The following is a 16,194-nucleotide window of genomic DNA, read 5'->3' as shown; positions in this document are numbered from 1 at the left end:
GCAAGTTTTGGTGAACAGAAGCGGCGGCAGATCGATCAGATCTGCCGCCGTTCTTTTGGGCTATAGACGAAGCCGCCGCGCGGGTTGCGCGCATTGCCCGGATCACCCGCCCGGCGCGCCCGCGATATTGACGTATAGCGCATAGATCGACTGCGAGGCGGCCATGAAGAGGCGGCTGTTGGCCCGTCCGCCAAAGCAGAGATTGGCGCAGCGCTCTGGCAGCGCAATGCGCCCAATCGGCCTGCCATCGGGGGCAAAGATCATGACGCCATCCAGCGCGGGATCGCCCATGCCCCAGCCGCACCACAGATTGCCGTCGACATCGCACCGCATCCCGTCGGGCGTGCCGGGGCCGGCGTCGATCAGCACGCGTTTTTCCGATAATGTGCGTCCGTCCGTGTCGAGGTCGTAGGCCAGGATCTTGCGGCTCGGAACCCCTCGTGACTCGACGATATAGAGGATACTCTCATCCGGCGAGAAGCAGAGGCCATTCGGGCCGAGTATGTCATCCGCAACAATGATTGCCTCTCCCGTCTCGGGATCGAGGCAATAGACATTCTGCCCGATCTCGGGCTCGGATCTGTAGCCCTCGTAATTGCCGAGGATCCCGAAAACGGGATCTGAAAACCACACGGAGCCGTCGGACTTCACCACGATATCATTCGGCGAATTCAGACGCTTGCCCTCGAAACTGTCCATCAGCGTGGTGATCGTCCCGTCATATTCCGTGCGCGTGATCCGGCGTCCGCCATGTTCACAGGAAACAAGGCGCCCCTGCCTGTCACGCGTATGGCCATTGGCGAAATTGGACGGGGATCTGTATTCACTGACATGACCCGTTTCCTCGGTCCAGCGCATGATGCGGTTGTTTGGAATATCGCTCCACAGCAGGTGACGTGCATCGCCGAACCAGACGGGCCCTTCGCACCAGCGCATTCCGGTCGCCAGGCGTTCGACGGCCGCCAATGGAAGACGGTACTTGTCAAAAGCCGGGTCAAGCGATTCCACCGCCGGATCCGGATAGCGGGTCGTCGGTTTCCAGCCGTCGGGAAATGGGTCTTTGCTGTTCATCGAGCTTTCTCTTCCTGTTGGAGCTATAGCGTTTCGCCCGCGTTGCCTTCCTTTTGCGCCACCGGCAGGATTTCCGTGTGGCGCTCTCGGAAATGGCGGGGACTCATCCCAGTATGGCGACGGAATACGCGGGAGAAATAGAGCGGATCGTCATAGCCGACCATCTGGCTGAGCGACTTGATCGGCACGCCGCTGATGCGCAGCAACTGCATCGCGTATTGCACCCTTTGCGCGTCGCGCCATTGCACAACGCCCGTGCCCATGTATTTGCGAAACAGGCTGGAGAGCCGCGAGGGTGACAGGCACACATGGTCGGCCACCTCGCGCACGCCGATTGGCCGGGCGAGGTCCCTGGAGATCATCGCGCAGGCCGCCAGAACCCGTTCGTCCACCACCTCGGGCGAGTTGCGGGCGTCGCGGGCCAGCCGCGCGCAGGAGAGCAGGATATGCTCCAACCGGTTGAAGGCGAGATCGAGCGAGAGCGCGTCCTGGCGCTGCGACCAGCCCTCGACCTCCACGAACAGCCGGAACAGCTCCGAGAATTTCCCCTCGTCGCGGTGGCGCAGCAAGTGCACGCCATCGACCTGCGTGCCCCAGTCCAGCCAGGGTTTCCAAAAGGCGCGCGGCTGGAAATAGATCCAGCGGTGCCACCACTTCTCCGCCCCCTCGGCGCGGCCATAAAAATGCGCGGCCTCGGGCGGGAAGAGCAGCAGGTCGCCGGCGCCGACGGTGAATTGCTGTTCGCCTTCGAAGACCTGTCCCGTCCCGTCGACGGTCAGGTTGACGATCCAGCCGCGCATGCCCTTTGGCCGGTCGACGAAGAAATCCAGCGGTCCGTTTTTCTCGATCGGGGTGATGCCGGCGACAAGGCGCACGTCGAAGCGAAAGCCGGGAAAGAGCGAGGCGACCTGATCGTCGTCGCTTTCCGATGGTGAATAGGCCAGCTTGGAGATGATCCGTTCGACCTGCGGATCCTGCAGCGGGTCGAAGTCAGTTTTTTCGTCCATGTCTCCAACTCTATGCTGCATTGTTTGGAAGCCTTCTGATCCACTATATTAATAGAGCGGATCGAATTGGAAAAGAGATGAAGCCGGGCATCCCAAGTGGATTGTCCATAATGCTGACATCGCGCTCCGTGTTGATGGAGGAGGAACAGGATGGCTGATACGGGTGAAACCTGCGTACTCGGGCTGGATTTCGGGTCGGATTCCGTGCGTGCCGTCGTGGTGCGGGCTGCCGATGGCGAAGAGATCGCCTCGAGCGTGGCGGAGTATCCGCGCTGGGCAGAGGGGCGCTTCTGTGCGCCCGCGCGCCAGCAATTCCGCCAGCACCCGGCCGATTACATGGAGGCGATGGTTTCCGCCGTTCGCGGCGCGCTGGAAGACTGCAGCGCAACCTCGCCCCGGATCGCCGGGATCGGTGTCGATACCACCGGATCCTCGCCGCTTCCCGTCGCCGCCGACGGCACCGCGCTGGCGCTCAAGGACGGCTTCACCACCGATCCCGATGCCATGTGTATCCTGTGGAAGGACCACACATCCGTTGCCGAGGCCGAGGCGATCAACGAGCTTTGCGCGCGCGGCGAGCACGAGAATTACATCAAGTATGTTGGCGGCATCTACTCCTCCGAATGGTACTGGGCCAAGATCCTGCGGGTTGGCCGCGTGAACCCGACCGTGTTCCGCGCGGCGGCAAACTGGGTGGAACTTTGCGATTACATTCCCGCGCTTCTGACCGGGGTCGACGACGCCTCGAAGATCGTGCGTGGCCGTTGTGCCGCCGGGCACAAAGCGCTGTGGCACCCCGATTGGGGCGGCCTGCCCGATCGGGACTGGCTCACGGCGCTCGATCCCTGCCTGGGCAATCTCGCCATGCCGCTCTTTACCGAAACCCGCACCTCGGACCAGGAAGCGGGCAAGCTCTCGCCCGAATGGGCCGGACGTTTCGGCATCGAGGCTGGCATCCCGGTCGCCGTCGGCGCCTTCGACTGCCACATGGGCGCCATCGGCGCCGGCATCGAACCCTACACGCTCGTCCGCGTCATGGGCACATCGACCTGCGATATCCTCATCGCGCCACCGGACGAGGTGGGCGATACGCTCGTCCACGGTATCTGTGGGCAGGTGCCGGGCAGCGTCATGCCGGATTATATCGGCTTCGAGGCCGGGCAGTCCTCCTTCGGCGATGCCTTCGCGTGGTTCGAGCGGATCCTGCAATGGGGCCGCAACGATGCAGGCCGCAAGGGTTCTCTGCTGCCAGCGCTGGAGGCGGAGGCTGCCGAGCTACCTCCCGGGGCGCTCGGTGAGCGGGCGCTGGACTGGCTCAATGGCCGCCGCACGCCGGATGCCAACCAGAAGGTGCGCGCGATGATGGCGGGGATGCATCTTGGCTCTACCGCGCCGTCGCTCTACCGGGCTCTGGTCGAGGCCACCGCCTTTGGCACCCGCGCCATTGTCGAGCGGTTCGAAGACGAGGGCATTCCGGTCAAGAGCATCGCCGGCATCGGCGGAATCGCGCGGAAGTCGAACCTGATCAGCCAGGTCTGCGCCGACGTGATGAACCGCGAGATCGACGTGATCGAATCCGATCAGGCCTGCGCGCGCGGCGCCGCGATATGTGCCGCCGCCGCTTCCGGGCTTCATGCCGATATCGGCGCGGCCAAGGCGGCCATGCTCAGCCCGGTCGAAAAGACCTTCAGGCCCGATCCGGAGGCCCACAAGGCCTACGAGGCCATCTATGCCGATTACAAGCGGCTGGGGGCTTTCGCCAACGATTTCTGAGCCTGCTCGGGAGTTCGCGGCATATCCTGAAGCGCCGTTTCTCAAGACAAATCCCGGACGCCTCGGCGCCCGGGATTTTCTTTTGTTCGTCATGCCTTGTGGAAGACGAAGGACCGCATGGAAACCGATCCGAGGTCGATGGAGGCGGTCATGAAGGTCAGCTCGTCCTTCGCGTCGGACGCGCCGGCCACGGTCAGCGCCGGCAAGTAATGATCCACCGACGGATGCGCCATGCGCAGCAAGCTGCCCAGTTGCTGTTGGTCGGCCAACGCCGCGAGGTTGCGGTCGGTCAACCGGTCGGCAAAGAGCGTGTCGAATTCCAGCGCGAAATCCTGCGGCTTGCCACCGGGGCGCATGGCGCGCAGATTGTGCACCACGTTGCCCGAGCCGAGGATCAGCACGCCACGATCGCGCAGCTCCGATAGGGTCCGGCCGAGCTCAAGTTGGTAGTCCAGTCCCCGGCCCATGTCGATCGAGACCTGGAAGACCGGCACGTCCGCCTCGGGGTAGAGGAATTTGAGAATGGTCCAGGCCCCGTGATCGAGCCCCCATGTCTCGTCTTCCTCGGCGTGGTGGCTGGCCAGCAGAGTGACAACCTCGCGGGCGAGTTCCGGGTTGCCGGACGCGGGGTAGCTCTCGGCGTAGAGCGCCTCCGGGAAGCCATGGAAATCGTGGATGGTCCGCGGCATGGCCGAGACATCGACCAGCGTCGTGCCGCGGGTCATCCAGTGGGCCGAGACCACGAGGATTGCCTTGGGGCGCGGCAGACTCTGGCCCAACTCGGTCCAGGCGCGGCTGAAGGCGGTATCCTCGATGGCATTCATCGGGCTGCCATGTCCGAGGAAGACGAGCGGCATCCGGTCCGACGGCGACAGGCGGTCGCGCAGGTGTCTCAGGGCTTGTGCGGTACTCATGTCGATCTCCCAGGGGGCAGGGGGCCGCCATTGCGGCGGCCCGGTCGGATCAGGCGAATTGGCCGAGCGCCTTGTTCAAGACCGGCAGACGCAACGCGTAGGCACCGCTGCCCAGCAGGACGAGCGTGGATTGCACGACGGCCCAGAACAGCGGGAATTCCCAACCCCCGCCTTGCGCGGAGAAGCTCCAGCCATTACCCCAATGCGCCCACGTGGCGCCCAGAAGGATCGGGACCAGCGCCAGCGACACGAGCCGGGTGGCAACGCCTGCGATCAGCGCCACGCCGCCGGCGATCTCGGCGAAGATGGTCAGGTAGGCGAGAATGCCCGGCAGGCCAAGGCTTTCAAAATACCCCACGGTGCCGGGGATGGTAAATACCTGCACCTTCATCAGGCCATGGGCGAGGAACAGGGCGCCGCTGGAGACACGGAGAGCCAAGGCGGCGTAATCGGAGGGTGTATGCGTGGTCATGTCTTTGGTCCTTTTTGGGGAGGGGGCACCGGCGGCTGGTGCGATTTTCCACTCGCCGTTTTGCCTGCCGCCTTGTGGGTGCCGTTGTTGATCTGAAGCGAAGCTATGGCTCACAGGCGGTCCATGAAATGGCGAAGGTGGAGAATGACTATCCCTGAAATGTTCTCAATTGGGGCGCGGGAAACCGGTTTCGTGCCGTTTCCATCGAGCCTCCCGGCGTTATTGCCGCGGAAATCGCTTTGGGAAACGCGTCGAATGCGGGCTGTTCGGGAAGCGCCGTGCCGCGCTTCACTTTCTCAAAAGGAAAACTAAACCGGATAAATCGTCAATTGACTTGTTCGTTTCCGTATTGGATCGTGCCCTATCCGTTATGACCCATAATCAATTTGCGGAGAAACCGCCATTCGGTGGAGCGGGCAGGTTGACGGGACGTTGGAACGATCAGGGAGGAAACAATGATCAAAGCGCGCAGGAATATCCTGCAATTGCTCGGGGCAACGGCCCTCACGGCGATTGGTTTCGGCAGCACTGTAACAGAGGCATCGGCCGCAGACGTGACGCTGCGCCTGCACCAGTTCCTGCCGGCACAGGCGAACGTGCCGAAAAACATCTTCGAGCCGTGGATGGCAAAGATCCAGGAGGAGTCCGGAGGGCGCATCGAGTTCCAGCACTTCCCGGCAATGCAGCTTGGCGGCAAGCCGCCCGAACTGATCGATCAGGCAATTGACGGCGTGGCCGATATCGTGTGGACGCTGCCCGGCTACACGCCCGGTCGTTTCCCGCGCACCGAGGTGTTCGAACTGCCCTTCACCATGACCAATGCCGAGGCGACCTCGCGCTCCTTCTGGCAACTGGCCGAGGAGACCATGCTGGACCAGGACTTCAAGGATGTGAAGGTTCTGGGCCTTTGGGTGCACGGGCCCGGCCTGATCCACTCCAAGAACCCGATCGCGTCGATTGACGATCTCAACGGTGTCAAACTGCGTGCGCCGACACGGGTGACCAACCAGATGTTCAGCGAGCTTGGCGCGACGGCGATCGGAATGCCGATCCCGGCCGTTCCCGAGGCCCTGTCCAAAGGCGTGATCGACGCCACCGTGATCCCGTGGGAGGTGACCGGCGCGCTGAAGATCAATGAGCTGGTCGAGAACCACACCACCTTCGGCGAGGACTCGCTCTATACCTCGACCTTCGTGCTGGCGATGAACAAGGACCGCTGGGACGCGCTGCCTGACGACCTCAAGGCGATCATCGACGCCAATTCCGGCGAGGAATTCTCGGCCTTTGCCGGCAAGCAGATGCAGATGGACGATGCCGGCCCGCGTGACGCCGCAATCGGGATGGGGGCGACTATCATCGAGCTTTCTCCCGACCAGGTGGCCACGTGGAAAGAAGCCGCGGCTCCGGTTGCGGAGACCTGGATCGCCGAGATGGACAAGAACGGTCTCGACGGGACCGGCCTGCGCGCGCGCGCGCTCGAGCTGATCGAAGCCAACACCAAGTGATCCTGCAGGTCCCCGGGCGCATCCGTCCGGGGACACTTCCTCCAACCGAGAGTTCGTTGCCATGATGCTGAAGCACGTGGAGCGCCTGGCCCGTTTCATGGCGGTACTGGGCGGTATTGTCCTGACATTGCTGGTCATCCTGACCTGTCTGAGCGTTCTGGGCCGTGGTCTCAACACGTTTGGGCATTCCGCCTTTCTGACCTCGCTGTCCGAAAGCGCGGCGCATGCGTTGATTGCCTCCGGCGTCGGTCCGATCACGGGCGATTTCGAGCTGGTGGAGGCCGGTATAGCCTTCGCCATCTTCGCCTTCCTGCCCTATGCGCAATTGCACCACGCCCATGCGACGGTCGATATCTTCGCGGCGAGCTTCCCGCATTGGTTCAACCGATTCCTCATCGTTTTCTGGGAGTTCGTTCTCTCCGCGATCATCCTGCTCATCACCTGGCGGCTCTTTGCCGGGATGCAGGGCAAGATGTTGAACGGCGAGATCACCTTCCTGCTGCAATTCCCGGTCTGGTGGGCCTATGCGGCGAGCTTCGTGGCCGCTGTCACCGCCTCCATCGTCGCAATCTACTGTGCCATTGCCCGGATCCTTGACGTCGTGACCGGTCGCAGCCACCTGCCTCACTCCGAAGGAGCGCACCATTGAGTATGCTTGAGCTGGGATATGCTTCCTTCCCGATCCTGCTCCTGATGATCTTTCTCAGGGCGCCGATCGGGCTGGCGATGCTGCTCTGCGGGATCGGGGGGCTCTATTTCTCCATGGGCGGATCGAACATGTTCATGGCGAAGCTGAAGAGCGAGACCTACTCGACCTTCTCTAGCTATTCGCTGTCGATCATCCCGATGTTCCTGCTGATGGGGCAGTTCGCAACGCTTTCGGGCATGTCCAAGGCGCTGTTCAAGGCCGCGGAAAGCTGGCTCGGGCACCGCAAGGGCGGTGTCGCGATGGCCGCCGTGGGCGCCTGTGCGGGTTTCGGCGCGATCTGCGGCTCCTCGCTGGCCACCGCGGCCACTATGAGCAAGGTCGCCCTCCCGGAGCTGCGCCGCTACGGCTATTCGGGCGGCTTCTCAACCGCGACGCTGGCCGCCGGCGGCACGCTCGGCATCCTGATCCCGCCTTCGGTCATCCTCGTCATTTACGCGATCCTGACCGAGCAGAACATCGCCAAGTTGTTCCTCGCCGCCTTCGTTCCCGGCATCCTTGCCGCGATCGGCTACATCATCACCATCTCGATCTATGTCCGCGTGAACCCCAAGGCCGCAGGTACCCGTGAGCCGATCCCCTATGCCGAGCGTTTCAAGGCGCTGATCGATGTCTGGCCGGTGCTGCTCGTCTTCGGCCTCGTGGTCGGCGGCATCTATCTCGGCTGGTTCACCCCCACCGAAGGCGCGGCCGTTGGCGCCGCCGGAACCGGCGTTATCGCGCTGCTCTCCGGCAGCCTGACCTGGAAGATCTTCGTCGACTCCATCCTGCAAACGGCGCTCAGCACCGCGATGATCTTCTTCATCGTGCTCGGCGCCGGCCTCTACAACTCCTTCCTCGCGTTGAGCCAGGTGCCGCAGGAATTGTCCGGCTGGGTCGTGGGGCAGGGCTTCAGCCCGTGGACGATCCTGATCCTGATCCTGGCCTTCTACCTCGTCTTCGGCTGCCTGATGGACAGCCTCAGCATGATCCTGCTGACGATCCCGATCTTCTTCCCCGTCATCAGCTCGCTCGATTTCGGCATGAGCCCGGAACATGTGGCAATCTGGTTCGGCATCCTCGTGCTGATCGTGGTCGAGGTCGGGCTGATCACGCCACCGGTGGGGATGAACCTCTTCATCATCAACGCGATGGACCGCCAGACGGCTATGAAGGACACCTACAAGGCGGTGCTCTGGTTCGTGACCTCGGACATTGTTCGCGTCATCATTCTGGTGCTCTTCCCCGCAATCACACTCTTCCTTCTGCCCGGTTAAATCCGGGCAGTCGCCCACCTCTGACGCGGGTTCGATCCGCATCCAGATAGGTATGAAGTATAACGATGATTCAACATAACGATAGGGAGGCAAGCCGATGCTGATTAAGGGACAGGTTGCGCTGGTGACCGGTGCGGCCAGTGGCCTCGGTGCGGCGACGGCCCGACACCTGGCGGAACAAGGCGCGAAAGTCGGTGTGCTCGACTACGATCACGAGCGTGCCAGAGCGGTTGCCGCCGAGATCGACGGTTTTGCGGTTCAGGTGGACGTTTCCGACGAGGCCGCGGTGGATGGCGCCATTGGCGCGGTAGCGGAACATTTCGGCCAGGCCGCCCGCATTGCGGTGAGCTGTGCCGGTGTCGGCTCGGCGGCGCGGATCGTCGGGCGCGAGGGCAAGACCTCGGGCGATGTCTTCGAGCGGACGCTTCGGGTGAACCTCTTCGGCACCTATTACGTCATGAGCCACGCGGCCAAGCGGATGATGGAACTGAAACCGCTCGCCGATGACGAGCGCGGCGTGATCGTCAACACCTCCTCGGTGGCATACCAGGACGGCCAGCTGGGACAGTCCGCCTATGCCGCCTCCAAGGGCGCGGTTGCCTCGATGTGCCTGCCGGCGGCGCGCGAGTTTGCCCGCTTCGGTATCCGAGTCGTGGCCATCGCGCCGGGGCTGTTCCACACCCCGATGATGGAGGGGCTGCCGAAGGAGGTGACCGACGAGATCACCGCCAACATTCCCTTCCCGCACCGTCTGGGCGCGCCGTCTGAATACGCGCTGCTGGCCGAGCAGATCATCACCAACCCGTTCCTGAACGGAACCACCATCCGGTTGGACGGCGCCGTGCGCCTGCCACCGCGCTGAGGAGAGCACCATGTCCGAACAGATGCTCACGATCGAGATCGACGGCGATATCGCCATCCTGACCATGAACCGTCCCGCCAAGCGCAACGCCATGTGCGACGCGCTTCTGGAAGCGATCGACGGCTTTTTCCGGAATCCGCCGAAGGAGGTGAAGGTCGTCGTTCTGACCGGCACGGCCGGGCATTTCTGCTCCGGGCTGGACCTCTCCGAGCATGTCTCCCGCGATGCCGAGGGCACGATGCGCCATTCGCGCGGCTGGCACGAGGTGATGCAGCGCATCCAATTCGGTGGTTTGCCGGTTATCTCCGCCATGTTCGGCGCCGTGATCGGCGGCGGGCTGGAGCTGGCCTCGGCCACGCATGTGCGGATCGCGGAGCCCTCGACCATCTTCCAGCTTCCCGAGGGGCGGCGGGGGATCTTCGTCGGTGGCGGAGCGTCTGTGGGCGTTGGCCGTATTCTCGGCGCGGACCGGATGACCGAGATGATGCTGACGGGGCGCAAATACAGCGCGGAGGAGGGGCTGGCGCTCGGCCTGACCCATTACAGCGTCGGCGAGGGCGAGGCACTGCCGCTGGCGATGGATCTGGCGCGCAAGATCGCCTCCAATGCGCCGCTGTCGAACTACATCATGATCCAGGCGTTGGCCCGGATTCAGGACATGCCGCGCAATGACGGCCTGTTCACCGAAAGCCTCTGTGCGGCGATCACCCAGACCAGCCCGGACGCGGTGGAGGGGCTCGCCGCCTTCCTCGAAAAACGCGCCCCGCAGTTCCGCTAGAGCCATGCCGGACCCCGCCACAAACCTGCCGGAAGCCGTCACGGTGGATGACACCACGCTGCGTGCCTATTTCGGCTACCGGATGAAACGCTGTTTCAATGCGATCCAGGCGGATCTGGCGCAGGCGCTGAAACCGTTCGAGCTGCGCATGCTCACCTTCACGGCGCTGGCGCTGGTGGTGGAAAACCCAGGGCTGCGCCAGTCGCAACTGGCCGACGCGATGGATGTGGAGCGGCCCAATCTCGTCACCGTCGTGGAGGAACTGGTGCGGCGGGACCTGATCAGCCGCGACCGGGTTCCGACGGATCGTCGCGCCTATTCGCTCGAGGCGACGGCGGCTGGCAAACGGCTCTTTGCGGAAGCCGCAGCCGCCGTTGAGGCCCATGAAAAGACGCTTCTGGCGGGGCTCGATCCGCAGCTTCGGGCCGGGGCCATCGAAGCCATGCACCATATTGAAAAAGGCCGCCAACGCGGCTGACCGGAGAGGGAGGATACCCCCGATGAAACGGACGACGAGATTTCGCCCGCATTCCGTGACGCGCGAGAACCGCGCGGACGGAAGCATCCTGCTCACATCGAACTACCTGCTCGGACCCGTGGCCGAAAAGACAGGCGCGTGGTTGCATCACTGGGCCAGCGAAGCGCCGGACCGGGTGTTCCTGGCCGAGCGTTACGGTGCAGGCTGGCGACGGGAGAGCTATGTTTCGGTGCTGGAGAAGGTGCGGGCCATCGGAACCTCGCTTCTTGCGCGCGGGATGGGTCCGGATACGCCGATCCTGATCATGTCCGGCAACGGGATCGATCACGGGTTGCTGTCGCTGGCGGCGCAATATGTGGGCGTGCCGACCGCGCCGGTGGCCGAGCAGTATTCGCTCGTCCACGGAGCGCATGGCCGGCTGCGCGGCGCCATCGAGCTGTTGAAGCCGAAAATGGCCTATGTGGTCGATGCCAATCTCTATGTCGAAGCGCTCGGTCTGGACGCGCTGGCCGGGGTGGAGATCGTGTCGAGCCGGCCGGGCCATGTGATCGGCGTGACACCGTTCGAGGAGCTTTTGACGGGCGACGGATCGGTCGATCTCGACGCGGCTTATGCGCAGGTCACGCCCGACACGGTGGGCAAGATCCTGATGACCTCGGGTTCCACCTCCAGCCCCAAGGGCGTGCTCACCACCCAGCGGATGATGTGCACCAACCAGACACAGCTGGCCGATGCACTGCCTTTCCTGCGCGACCGCCCGCCACGGATCGTGGACTGGCTGCCCTGGAACCACGTCTTTGGCGGCTCGCATAACTTCAACATGATGCTGGCCAATGGCGGCTCGCTCTATATCGACGACGGAAAGCCGGTGAAGGGGCTATTTGAACGGACGTTGGAGAACCTGTCGCTAGTGACCGGCACCGCCGCCTTTAACGTGCCCGTGGGCTTCGGCATGCTGCTTGCCGCGCTACGCGCGGATGTCGGGCTGCGCCGGCGTTTTTTCGAGGATCTGGACCTCGTCTTCTATGCCGGCGCCTCGCTGCCGCAGGATGTCTGGACCGGATTCGAGGAGATGGCGATGGAGGTGAAAGGCGAGGTGCCGCTGATGACCTCGTCCTGGGGGCTGACCGAAACCGCTCCCGCGACCATGATGCAGATGGAGCCGACGGAGCGCTCCGGCATTGTCGGCGTGCCGATGACCGGCGTGACGGTGAAGCTTTTGCCCGATACCGATCTGCGCTGCGAGGTGCGGGTGAAGGGGCCGAACGTGATGACCGGCTATTTCGAAGCCCCCGAAAAGACGAAGGACGCGTTCGATGAGGAAGGTTTCTTCATCACCGGCGACGCGATGGCCTTTATCGACCCCGCCGACCCGAACAAGGGGATGCGCTTCGATGGCCGGATCTCGGACGATTTCAAGCTGCTCACCGGCACATGGGTTCGCGCAGCGCAGCTTCGGCTGGACATGCTGGCGCATCTGGCGCCGCTGGCCTCCGATCTTGTGATCACCGGGGCCGACCGCAACCAGATCGGGGTGATGATCTTCCCCGACCGGGCGGAGCTTCAACGTGAAGGGTTCGAGTTGCATGAAGACGGCGGCGCGCTCACCTGCAAACTCCTGCAGGGCGAGATCCATCGCCGCCTCGCCGAGCGGGCGCGGGAAATCTCAGGAAGCTCGACGCTGATCTCGCGGGCCATCGTGCTCTCCGAGCCACCCTCGATGCCGGAAGGCGAGATGACGGCCAAGGGCAACCTGAACTTCCGCAAAGTCCTGACCCGTCGCAAGGACCTGCTGGAGCGGCTTTACAACGATGCCGATCCGGCGGTGTCTTTGGCATGACCCTTGCGCCCCCGACCGGAAAAGCATCGCAATGCGTATAGAATTTCCCAATGAGGACAATCATATGGTCGACCTGAAAAAGATCCGTGCGATCGACATTCACACCCATGCCGAGGAACCCTGCGGCTGCCATTCGGATGACGGCTATGACGACCTGCAGGCGACGATGGCGAAGTATTTCCGCGCGCCCTGGAACCACCCGCCCACGGTGCCGGAGACCGCCGCGCATTACCGTGAACAGAACATCGCCGCGGTGATCTTCCCCGTCGATGCCGAGCGCGAGACCGGCTATCGCCGTTACAAGAATGAGGAGGTGGCGGAACTCGCCGCCGAGAATGACGACGTGCTCATTCCCTTCGCTTCCATTGACCCGCACAAGGGCAAGATGGGCGCCCGCGAGGCGCGCCGCCTGATGAAGGATTTCGGCATCAAGGGGTTCAAGTTTCACCCCACGATGCAGGGTTTCTATCCCAATGACCGCATGGCCTACGAGCTCTACGAGGCCATCGCCGAGGAGGGGGGTATCGCGCTCTTCCACACCGGCCAGACCGGCGTCGGCTCCGGTATGCGCGGTGGCAACGGGATGCGGCTGAAATACTCCAACCCGATGTACATGGACGATGTCGCGGTCGATTTCCCCGACATGAAGATCATCCTCGCCCATCCCTCCTTCCCCTGGCAGGAGGAGGCTCTGGCCGTCGCCCAGCACAAGCCGAATGTCTATATCGACCTCTCGGGCTGGTCGCCGAAATACTTCCCCGAGATCCTCGTCAAATACTGCAACTCGATCCTGCGCAAGAAGGTCCTGTTCGGTTCCGATTGGCCGATGATCACGCCGGAGCGCTGGCTGGCCGATTTCGAGAAGATCGCGATCAAGGACGAGCTGCGCCCCGATATTATCAAGGGCAATGCTGCGCGCTTGCTCGGACTGTCGTAAGGGGGCTGCGATGAAACCGTTTCAGGCACCATTGGACGACATCCTCTTCACCCTGACCCACGTGGCCGGGGCGAACGAGTTGCCCGAATTCGAGGCGGAGCTGACGCAGGAGATCGCCGGCCATTTCGCCAGCTTCGCGGAGGCCGAGATCGCCCCGCTCGACGAGCCCGGCGACCAGCAGGGATGCCGGCTGGAAGCGGGCCGGGTGGTGATGCCGGACGGGTTTGCCGAGCTTTATCACTCTTATGCCGAGCAGGGCTGGCAGGGGTTGACCGCGCCGGAAGAGTTTGGCGGGCAGGGGCTGGATTCTACGCTTCTCTCGGTCACATCGGAGATCTTCACCGGCGCCAACCATTCGCTTCAGATGATCACCGGGCTGGTGCCGGGCGCGATCCGCACGATCGTGCATTTCGGCTCCGAGGCGCAGAAAGCCGCCCATATCCCGCCGCTTGCTTCTGGCGAGACGCTGGCCACGATGTGCCTGACGGAATCCGGCGCGGGCTCGGATCTCTCGTGCATTCGTTGCCGGGCCGCGCGGGATGGTGACGGATGGCGGATCGACGGCGAGAAGATCTTCATCTCGGGTGGCGATCAGAACATGAGCGCGCGGATCCTGCACCTCGTGCTGGCGCGCACCTCCGATGACGGCATCAAGGGGCTGTCGCTGTTCGTGTGTCCCTGCACCCGTGCCGATGGGAGCCGCAACGCGGTTTCGGTGACCCGGATCGAGGAGAAGATGGGGCTGCATGCCTCGCCGACCTGCCAACTGGCCTTTGACGGTGCCGAAGCGGAGCTGATCGGGCAGGAAGGGCAGGGGCTGGCGGCGATGTTCACCATGATGAACCACGCCCGCGCCGATGTGGCCCTGCAGGGCGTGGCCCATGCAGCGCGGGCGACCGACATCGCGCGCAGCTATGCCGCCGAGCGGGTGCAGGGGCGCGGCTCGGACGGCGCGCCCGCCACGCTCGATGCCCATGCCGATGTGCAGCGGATACTTGGCCGGATGGATGCGCTGGCGCTCGGTGGCCGCGCGCTCGCCCATCTGGCGGCCGTGGCGCTGGAACGCGGCGACCAGCCGGATCTCGTCGAGGCGCTGACGCCGATCGCCAAGGTCTATTGCACCGAAGCCGGCATGGAGGCCGCCGAACTCGGCATTCAGATCCTCGGTGGCTATGGCTACCTGCAGGAATATCGCGTCGAGCAAACCTATCGCGATGCCCGCATCACCGCGATCTACGAGGGCGCGAACGGGATCCACGAACGGGCACTTGTGACGCGCCTGCTACCGGGGCGTTGGGGCGATGCGCTGGAAGCCTTCCTGGTGGCGGAGGCAGGGGTTTCGGGAGATGAAAGCTGTACTGCCTCCGTCGCGCTCTGGAAACAGATGCGCAAGGACCTGCGCGACCGGCCGGACCCGACACCCGCTGCACATGATTTCACCGGGCTGAGCGCGGAGGTGCTGCTGCAATGCCTCTGGCAGCGCATGCTGCGCGCGGCCGATGCGCATCCGGACCCGGAGCGCATCCGGCGTGTGGCCGCGACGGCTGTCGCGGCGGGAAGGGCGCGCGCGGACTACCACGCGGCGATGGTGCGGCTGGCCGGATGATCCCGGCAAGCGGCCCGTCCGCGCTATTCGGACAGCTTGCCCAGAACGGTATCGACAGCCATGCGGAAAATCTCGCCGGCGGGCGAGGGCTGGCTGTCGGGGCGGGTCATGAGGCCGACCGGGCCGGAGGTGATGGCGTTGTCGAAAGGCAGGCGGATCAGCGTGCCGTCCGCGATCTCCTTGGCTGCAACGCCTGAGGAGATGATCCAGATCGCGTCCGTCATCCGTACGAAATTGCGGCCAAAGGCGCCCGAGACGCTCTCTATCTTGTGGGGGATCTCGCCGATCCCATGCGCGATGAGGACCCGCTCCACCAGCGGGCGGATGGCGGAGCCTTCGGGGGGGAAGATCACGGTCCACTCGCCGATGCGGTGCATGTCGGGATCGTCCAACAGCGGGTGGCCGGCGCGTACGACGAATTCGACATACTCGTTGTAGAGCTGGGTAAAGGTGATCCCCTTCATCGTCTCCGGCTGACCCAATCGGCCGATCACAAGGTCCAGCTGGCCGTGGCGCAGCAGGTCGATCAGGTATCCATGCGGCCCGTCCGTGATGCGCAGGGTGACCTCGGGGGCAAGCTCGGAGAATTCCTGCGCCACCTCCGGCATCAGCCGGGCCGCGACGCTGGGCAGCGCGCCAACCGCCAGCGTGACCTTGCCGCCAAGCCCGATCTGCTCGACGCCGTCCAAGCCCTGTTGCAGCGCGGCCAGGCTCATCTCGGCGAAATGCAGGAAAATTTCGCCCTGCCGGGTCAACGAGATTCCGCCCCGGTTCCGCACCAACAGATCGCAGCCGATGATTTCCTCCAACTCCTTGAGCGTCTTGGAGATCGCCGGCTGGGTCAGGAACAGCCGCTCGGCGGCGTTCTTCATGCTCCGTTGGCGCACGATCTCCACGAAACACTGGATGTGGCGGAACTTGATACGGCGGTCGATCATGAGTTTCATACCAAATTTGGCAACAAAGAGGTCAATTATCTCATTTTACTT

Annotated in this window: 15 protein-coding genes; 10 read left to right on the top strand and 5 right to left on the bottom strand. The window is 63.7% G+C overall.

Features of this window, described 5'->3' with window-relative positions:
• Positions 1-102: 102 nt before the first annotated feature.
• Both AX756_RS08415 and araC read right to left on the bottom strand, forming a co-directional pair.
• A complete protein-coding gene (locus AX756_RS08415) occupies positions 103-1,071 on the bottom strand; it encodes an SMP-30/gluconolactonase/LRE family protein (protein WP_068310005.1) in 969 nt (322 codons plus the stop codon).
• A 23-nt stretch (positions 1,072-1,094) separates the two neighbouring features.
• Positions 1,095-2,078, bottom strand: a complete 984-nt coding sequence (araC, locus tag AX756_RS08410; RefSeq protein WP_068310004.1) for an arabinose operon transcriptional regulator AraC — start codon at positions 2,076-2,078, stop codon at positions 1,095-1,097.
• Between the two features lie 150 nt (positions 2,079-2,228).
• Between araC and AX756_RS08405 the strand changes: the two genes are divergently transcribed.
• Positions 2,229-3,851 (top strand): ribulokinase, encoded by a 1,623-nt coding sequence (locus AX756_RS08405; RefSeq protein ID WP_068310003.1) that lies wholly within the window; start codon positions 2,229-2,231, stop codon positions 3,849-3,851.
• An 89-nt stretch (positions 3,852-3,940) separates the two neighbouring features.
• On the opposite strand, the gene ygiD is transcribed toward AX756_RS08405, so the two are convergent.
• On the bottom strand, positions 3,941-4,765 hold the full coding sequence (gene ygiD / locus AX756_RS08400; RefSeq protein WP_068310002.1) for a 4,5-DOPA-extradiol-dioxygenase: 825 nt from the start codon (positions 4,763-4,765) through the stop codon (positions 3,941-3,943).
• 49 nt (positions 4,766-4,814) lie between these two features.
• On the bottom strand, positions 4,815-5,237 hold the full coding sequence (locus AX756_RS08395) for a DoxX family protein (RefSeq protein WP_068310001.1): 423 nt from the start codon (positions 5,235-5,237) through the stop codon (positions 4,815-4,817).
• A gap of 455 nt (positions 5,238-5,692) precedes the next feature.
• Between AX756_RS08395 and AX756_RS08390 the strand changes: the two genes are divergently transcribed.
• The 9 genes from AX756_RS08390 (at position 5,693) to AX756_RS08350 (ending at position 15,205) form a co-directional block, all read left to right on the top strand.
• Positions 5,693-6,742, top strand: a complete 1,050-nt coding sequence (locus AX756_RS08390; RefSeq protein WP_068310000.1) for a TRAP transporter substrate-binding protein — start codon at positions 5,693-5,695, stop codon at positions 6,740-6,742.
• 61 nt (positions 6,743-6,803) lie between these two features.
• Positions 6,804-7,391 (top strand): TRAP transporter small permease, encoded by a 588-nt coding sequence (locus AX756_RS08385; RefSeq protein ID WP_194247527.1) that lies wholly within the window; start codon positions 6,804-6,806, stop codon positions 7,389-7,391.
• Entirely contained in the window at positions 7,388-8,704 is a 1,317-nt protein-coding gene (locus AX756_RS08380; protein WP_068309999.1) for a TRAP transporter large permease, read from the top strand. The genes AX756_RS08385 and AX756_RS08380 overlap by 4 nt, the downstream gene beginning before the upstream one ends.
• A gap of 97 nt (positions 8,705-8,801) precedes the next feature.
• Positions 8,802-9,566 carry an SDR family NAD(P)-dependent oxidoreductase gene (locus tag AX756_RS08375; protein ID WP_068309998.1) on the top strand — a complete coding sequence of 255 codons (765 nt, stop codon included), beginning with the start codon at positions 8,802-8,804 and terminating at the stop codon, positions 9,564-9,566.
• A gap of 10 nt (positions 9,567-9,576) precedes the next feature.
• Entirely contained in the window at positions 9,577-10,344 is a 768-nt protein-coding gene (locus tag AX756_RS08370; RefSeq protein ID WP_068309997.1) for a crotonase/enoyl-CoA hydratase family protein, read from the top strand.
• A 4-nt stretch (positions 10,345-10,348) separates the two neighbouring features.
• A complete protein-coding gene (locus AX756_RS08365; protein ID WP_068309996.1) occupies positions 10,349-10,822 on the top strand; it encodes a MarR family winged helix-turn-helix transcriptional regulator in 474 nt (157 codons plus the stop codon).
• A 22-nt stretch (positions 10,823-10,844) separates the two neighbouring features.
• Positions 10,845-12,662 (top strand): feruloyl-CoA synthase, encoded by a 1,818-nt coding sequence (locus tag AX756_RS08360; RefSeq protein WP_068309995.1) that lies wholly within the window; start codon positions 10,845-10,847, stop codon positions 12,660-12,662.
• 64 nt (positions 12,663-12,726) lie between these two features.
• Complete coding sequence (locus AX756_RS08355) at positions 12,727-13,599, top strand: amidohydrolase family protein (RefSeq protein WP_068310141.1); 873 nt, start codon at positions 12,727-12,729, stop codon at positions 13,597-13,599.
• 10 nt (positions 13,600-13,609) lie between these two features.
• Positions 13,610-15,205, top strand: a complete 1,596-nt coding sequence (locus AX756_RS08350) for an acyl-CoA dehydrogenase family protein (protein ID WP_068309994.1) — start codon at positions 13,610-13,612, stop codon at positions 15,203-15,205.
• A gap of 23 nt (positions 15,206-15,228) precedes the next feature.
• On the opposite strand, the gene pcaQ is transcribed toward AX756_RS08350, so the two are convergent.
• Complete coding sequence (gene pcaQ, locus AX756_RS08345; protein WP_068310139.1) at positions 15,229-16,143, bottom strand: pca operon transcription factor PcaQ; 915 nt, start codon at positions 16,141-16,143, stop codon at positions 15,229-15,231.
• Positions 16,144-16,194: the final 51 nt, after the last annotated feature.

The sequence above is a fragment of the Aliiruegeria sabulilitoris genome, from assembly GCF_001558155.1.
Taxonomy (GTDB): Bacteria; Pseudomonadota; Alphaproteobacteria; order Rhodobacterales; family Rhodobacteraceae; genus Tropicimonas; species Tropicimonas sabulilitoris.
The sequence above is the reverse complement of the archived record's forward strand: the minus strand, read 5'-3'. Positions and strand labels throughout refer to the sequence as shown.

What these genes read in the sequence shown, in the direction of transcription:
- pcaQ (WP_068310139.1), bottom strand. Translation starts at nt 16,143, where the DNA reads ATGATCGACCGCCGTATCAAGTTCCGCCACATCCAGTGTTTCGTGGAG.
- AX756_RS08375 (WP_068309998.1), top strand. Translation starts at nt 8,802, where the DNA reads ATGCTGATTAAGGGACAGGTTGCGCTGGTGACCGGTGCGGCCAGTGGC.
- AX756_RS08395 (WP_068310001.1), bottom strand. Translation starts at nt 5,237, where the DNA reads ATGACCACGCATACACCCTCCGATTACGCCGCCTTGGCTCTCCGTGTC.
- AX756_RS08370 (WP_068309997.1), top strand. Translation starts at nt 9,577, where the DNA reads ATGTCCGAACAGATGCTCACGATCGAGATCGACGGCGATATCGCCATC.
- AX756_RS08415 (WP_068310005.1), bottom strand. Translation starts at nt 1,071, where the DNA reads ATGAACAGCAAAGACCCATTTCCCGACGGCTGGAAACCGACGACCCGC.
- AX756_RS08360 (WP_068309995.1), top strand. Translation starts at nt 10,845, where the DNA reads ATGAAACGGACGACGAGATTTCGCCCGCATTCCGTGACGCGCGAGAAC.
- AX756_RS08355 (WP_068310141.1), top strand. Translation starts at nt 12,727, where the DNA reads ATGGTCGACCTGAAAAAGATCCGTGCGATCGACATTCACACCCATGCC.
- AX756_RS08385 (WP_194247527.1), top strand. Translation starts at nt 6,804, where the DNA reads ATGATGCTGAAGCACGTGGAGCGCCTGGCCCGTTTCATGGCGGTACTG.
- araC (WP_068310004.1), bottom strand. Translation starts at nt 2,078, where the DNA reads ATGGACGAAAAAACTGACTTCGACCCGCTGCAGGATCCGCAGGTCGAA.
- AX756_RS08365 (WP_068309996.1), top strand. Translation starts at nt 10,349, where the DNA reads ATGCCGGACCCCGCCACAAACCTGCCGGAAGCCGTCACGGTGGATGAC.
- AX756_RS08390 (WP_068310000.1), top strand. Translation starts at nt 5,693, where the DNA reads ATGATCAAAGCGCGCAGGAATATCCTGCAATTGCTCGGGGCAACGGCC.
- AX756_RS08350 (WP_068309994.1), top strand. Translation starts at nt 13,610, where the DNA reads ATGAAACCGTTTCAGGCACCATTGGACGACATCCTCTTCACCCTGACC.
- ygiD (WP_068310002.1), bottom strand. Translation starts at nt 4,765, where the DNA reads ATGAGTACCGCACAAGCCCTGAGACACCTGCGCGACCGCCTGTCGCCG.
- AX756_RS08405 (WP_068310003.1), top strand. Translation starts at nt 2,229, where the DNA reads ATGGCTGATACGGGTGAAACCTGCGTACTCGGGCTGGATTTCGGGTCG.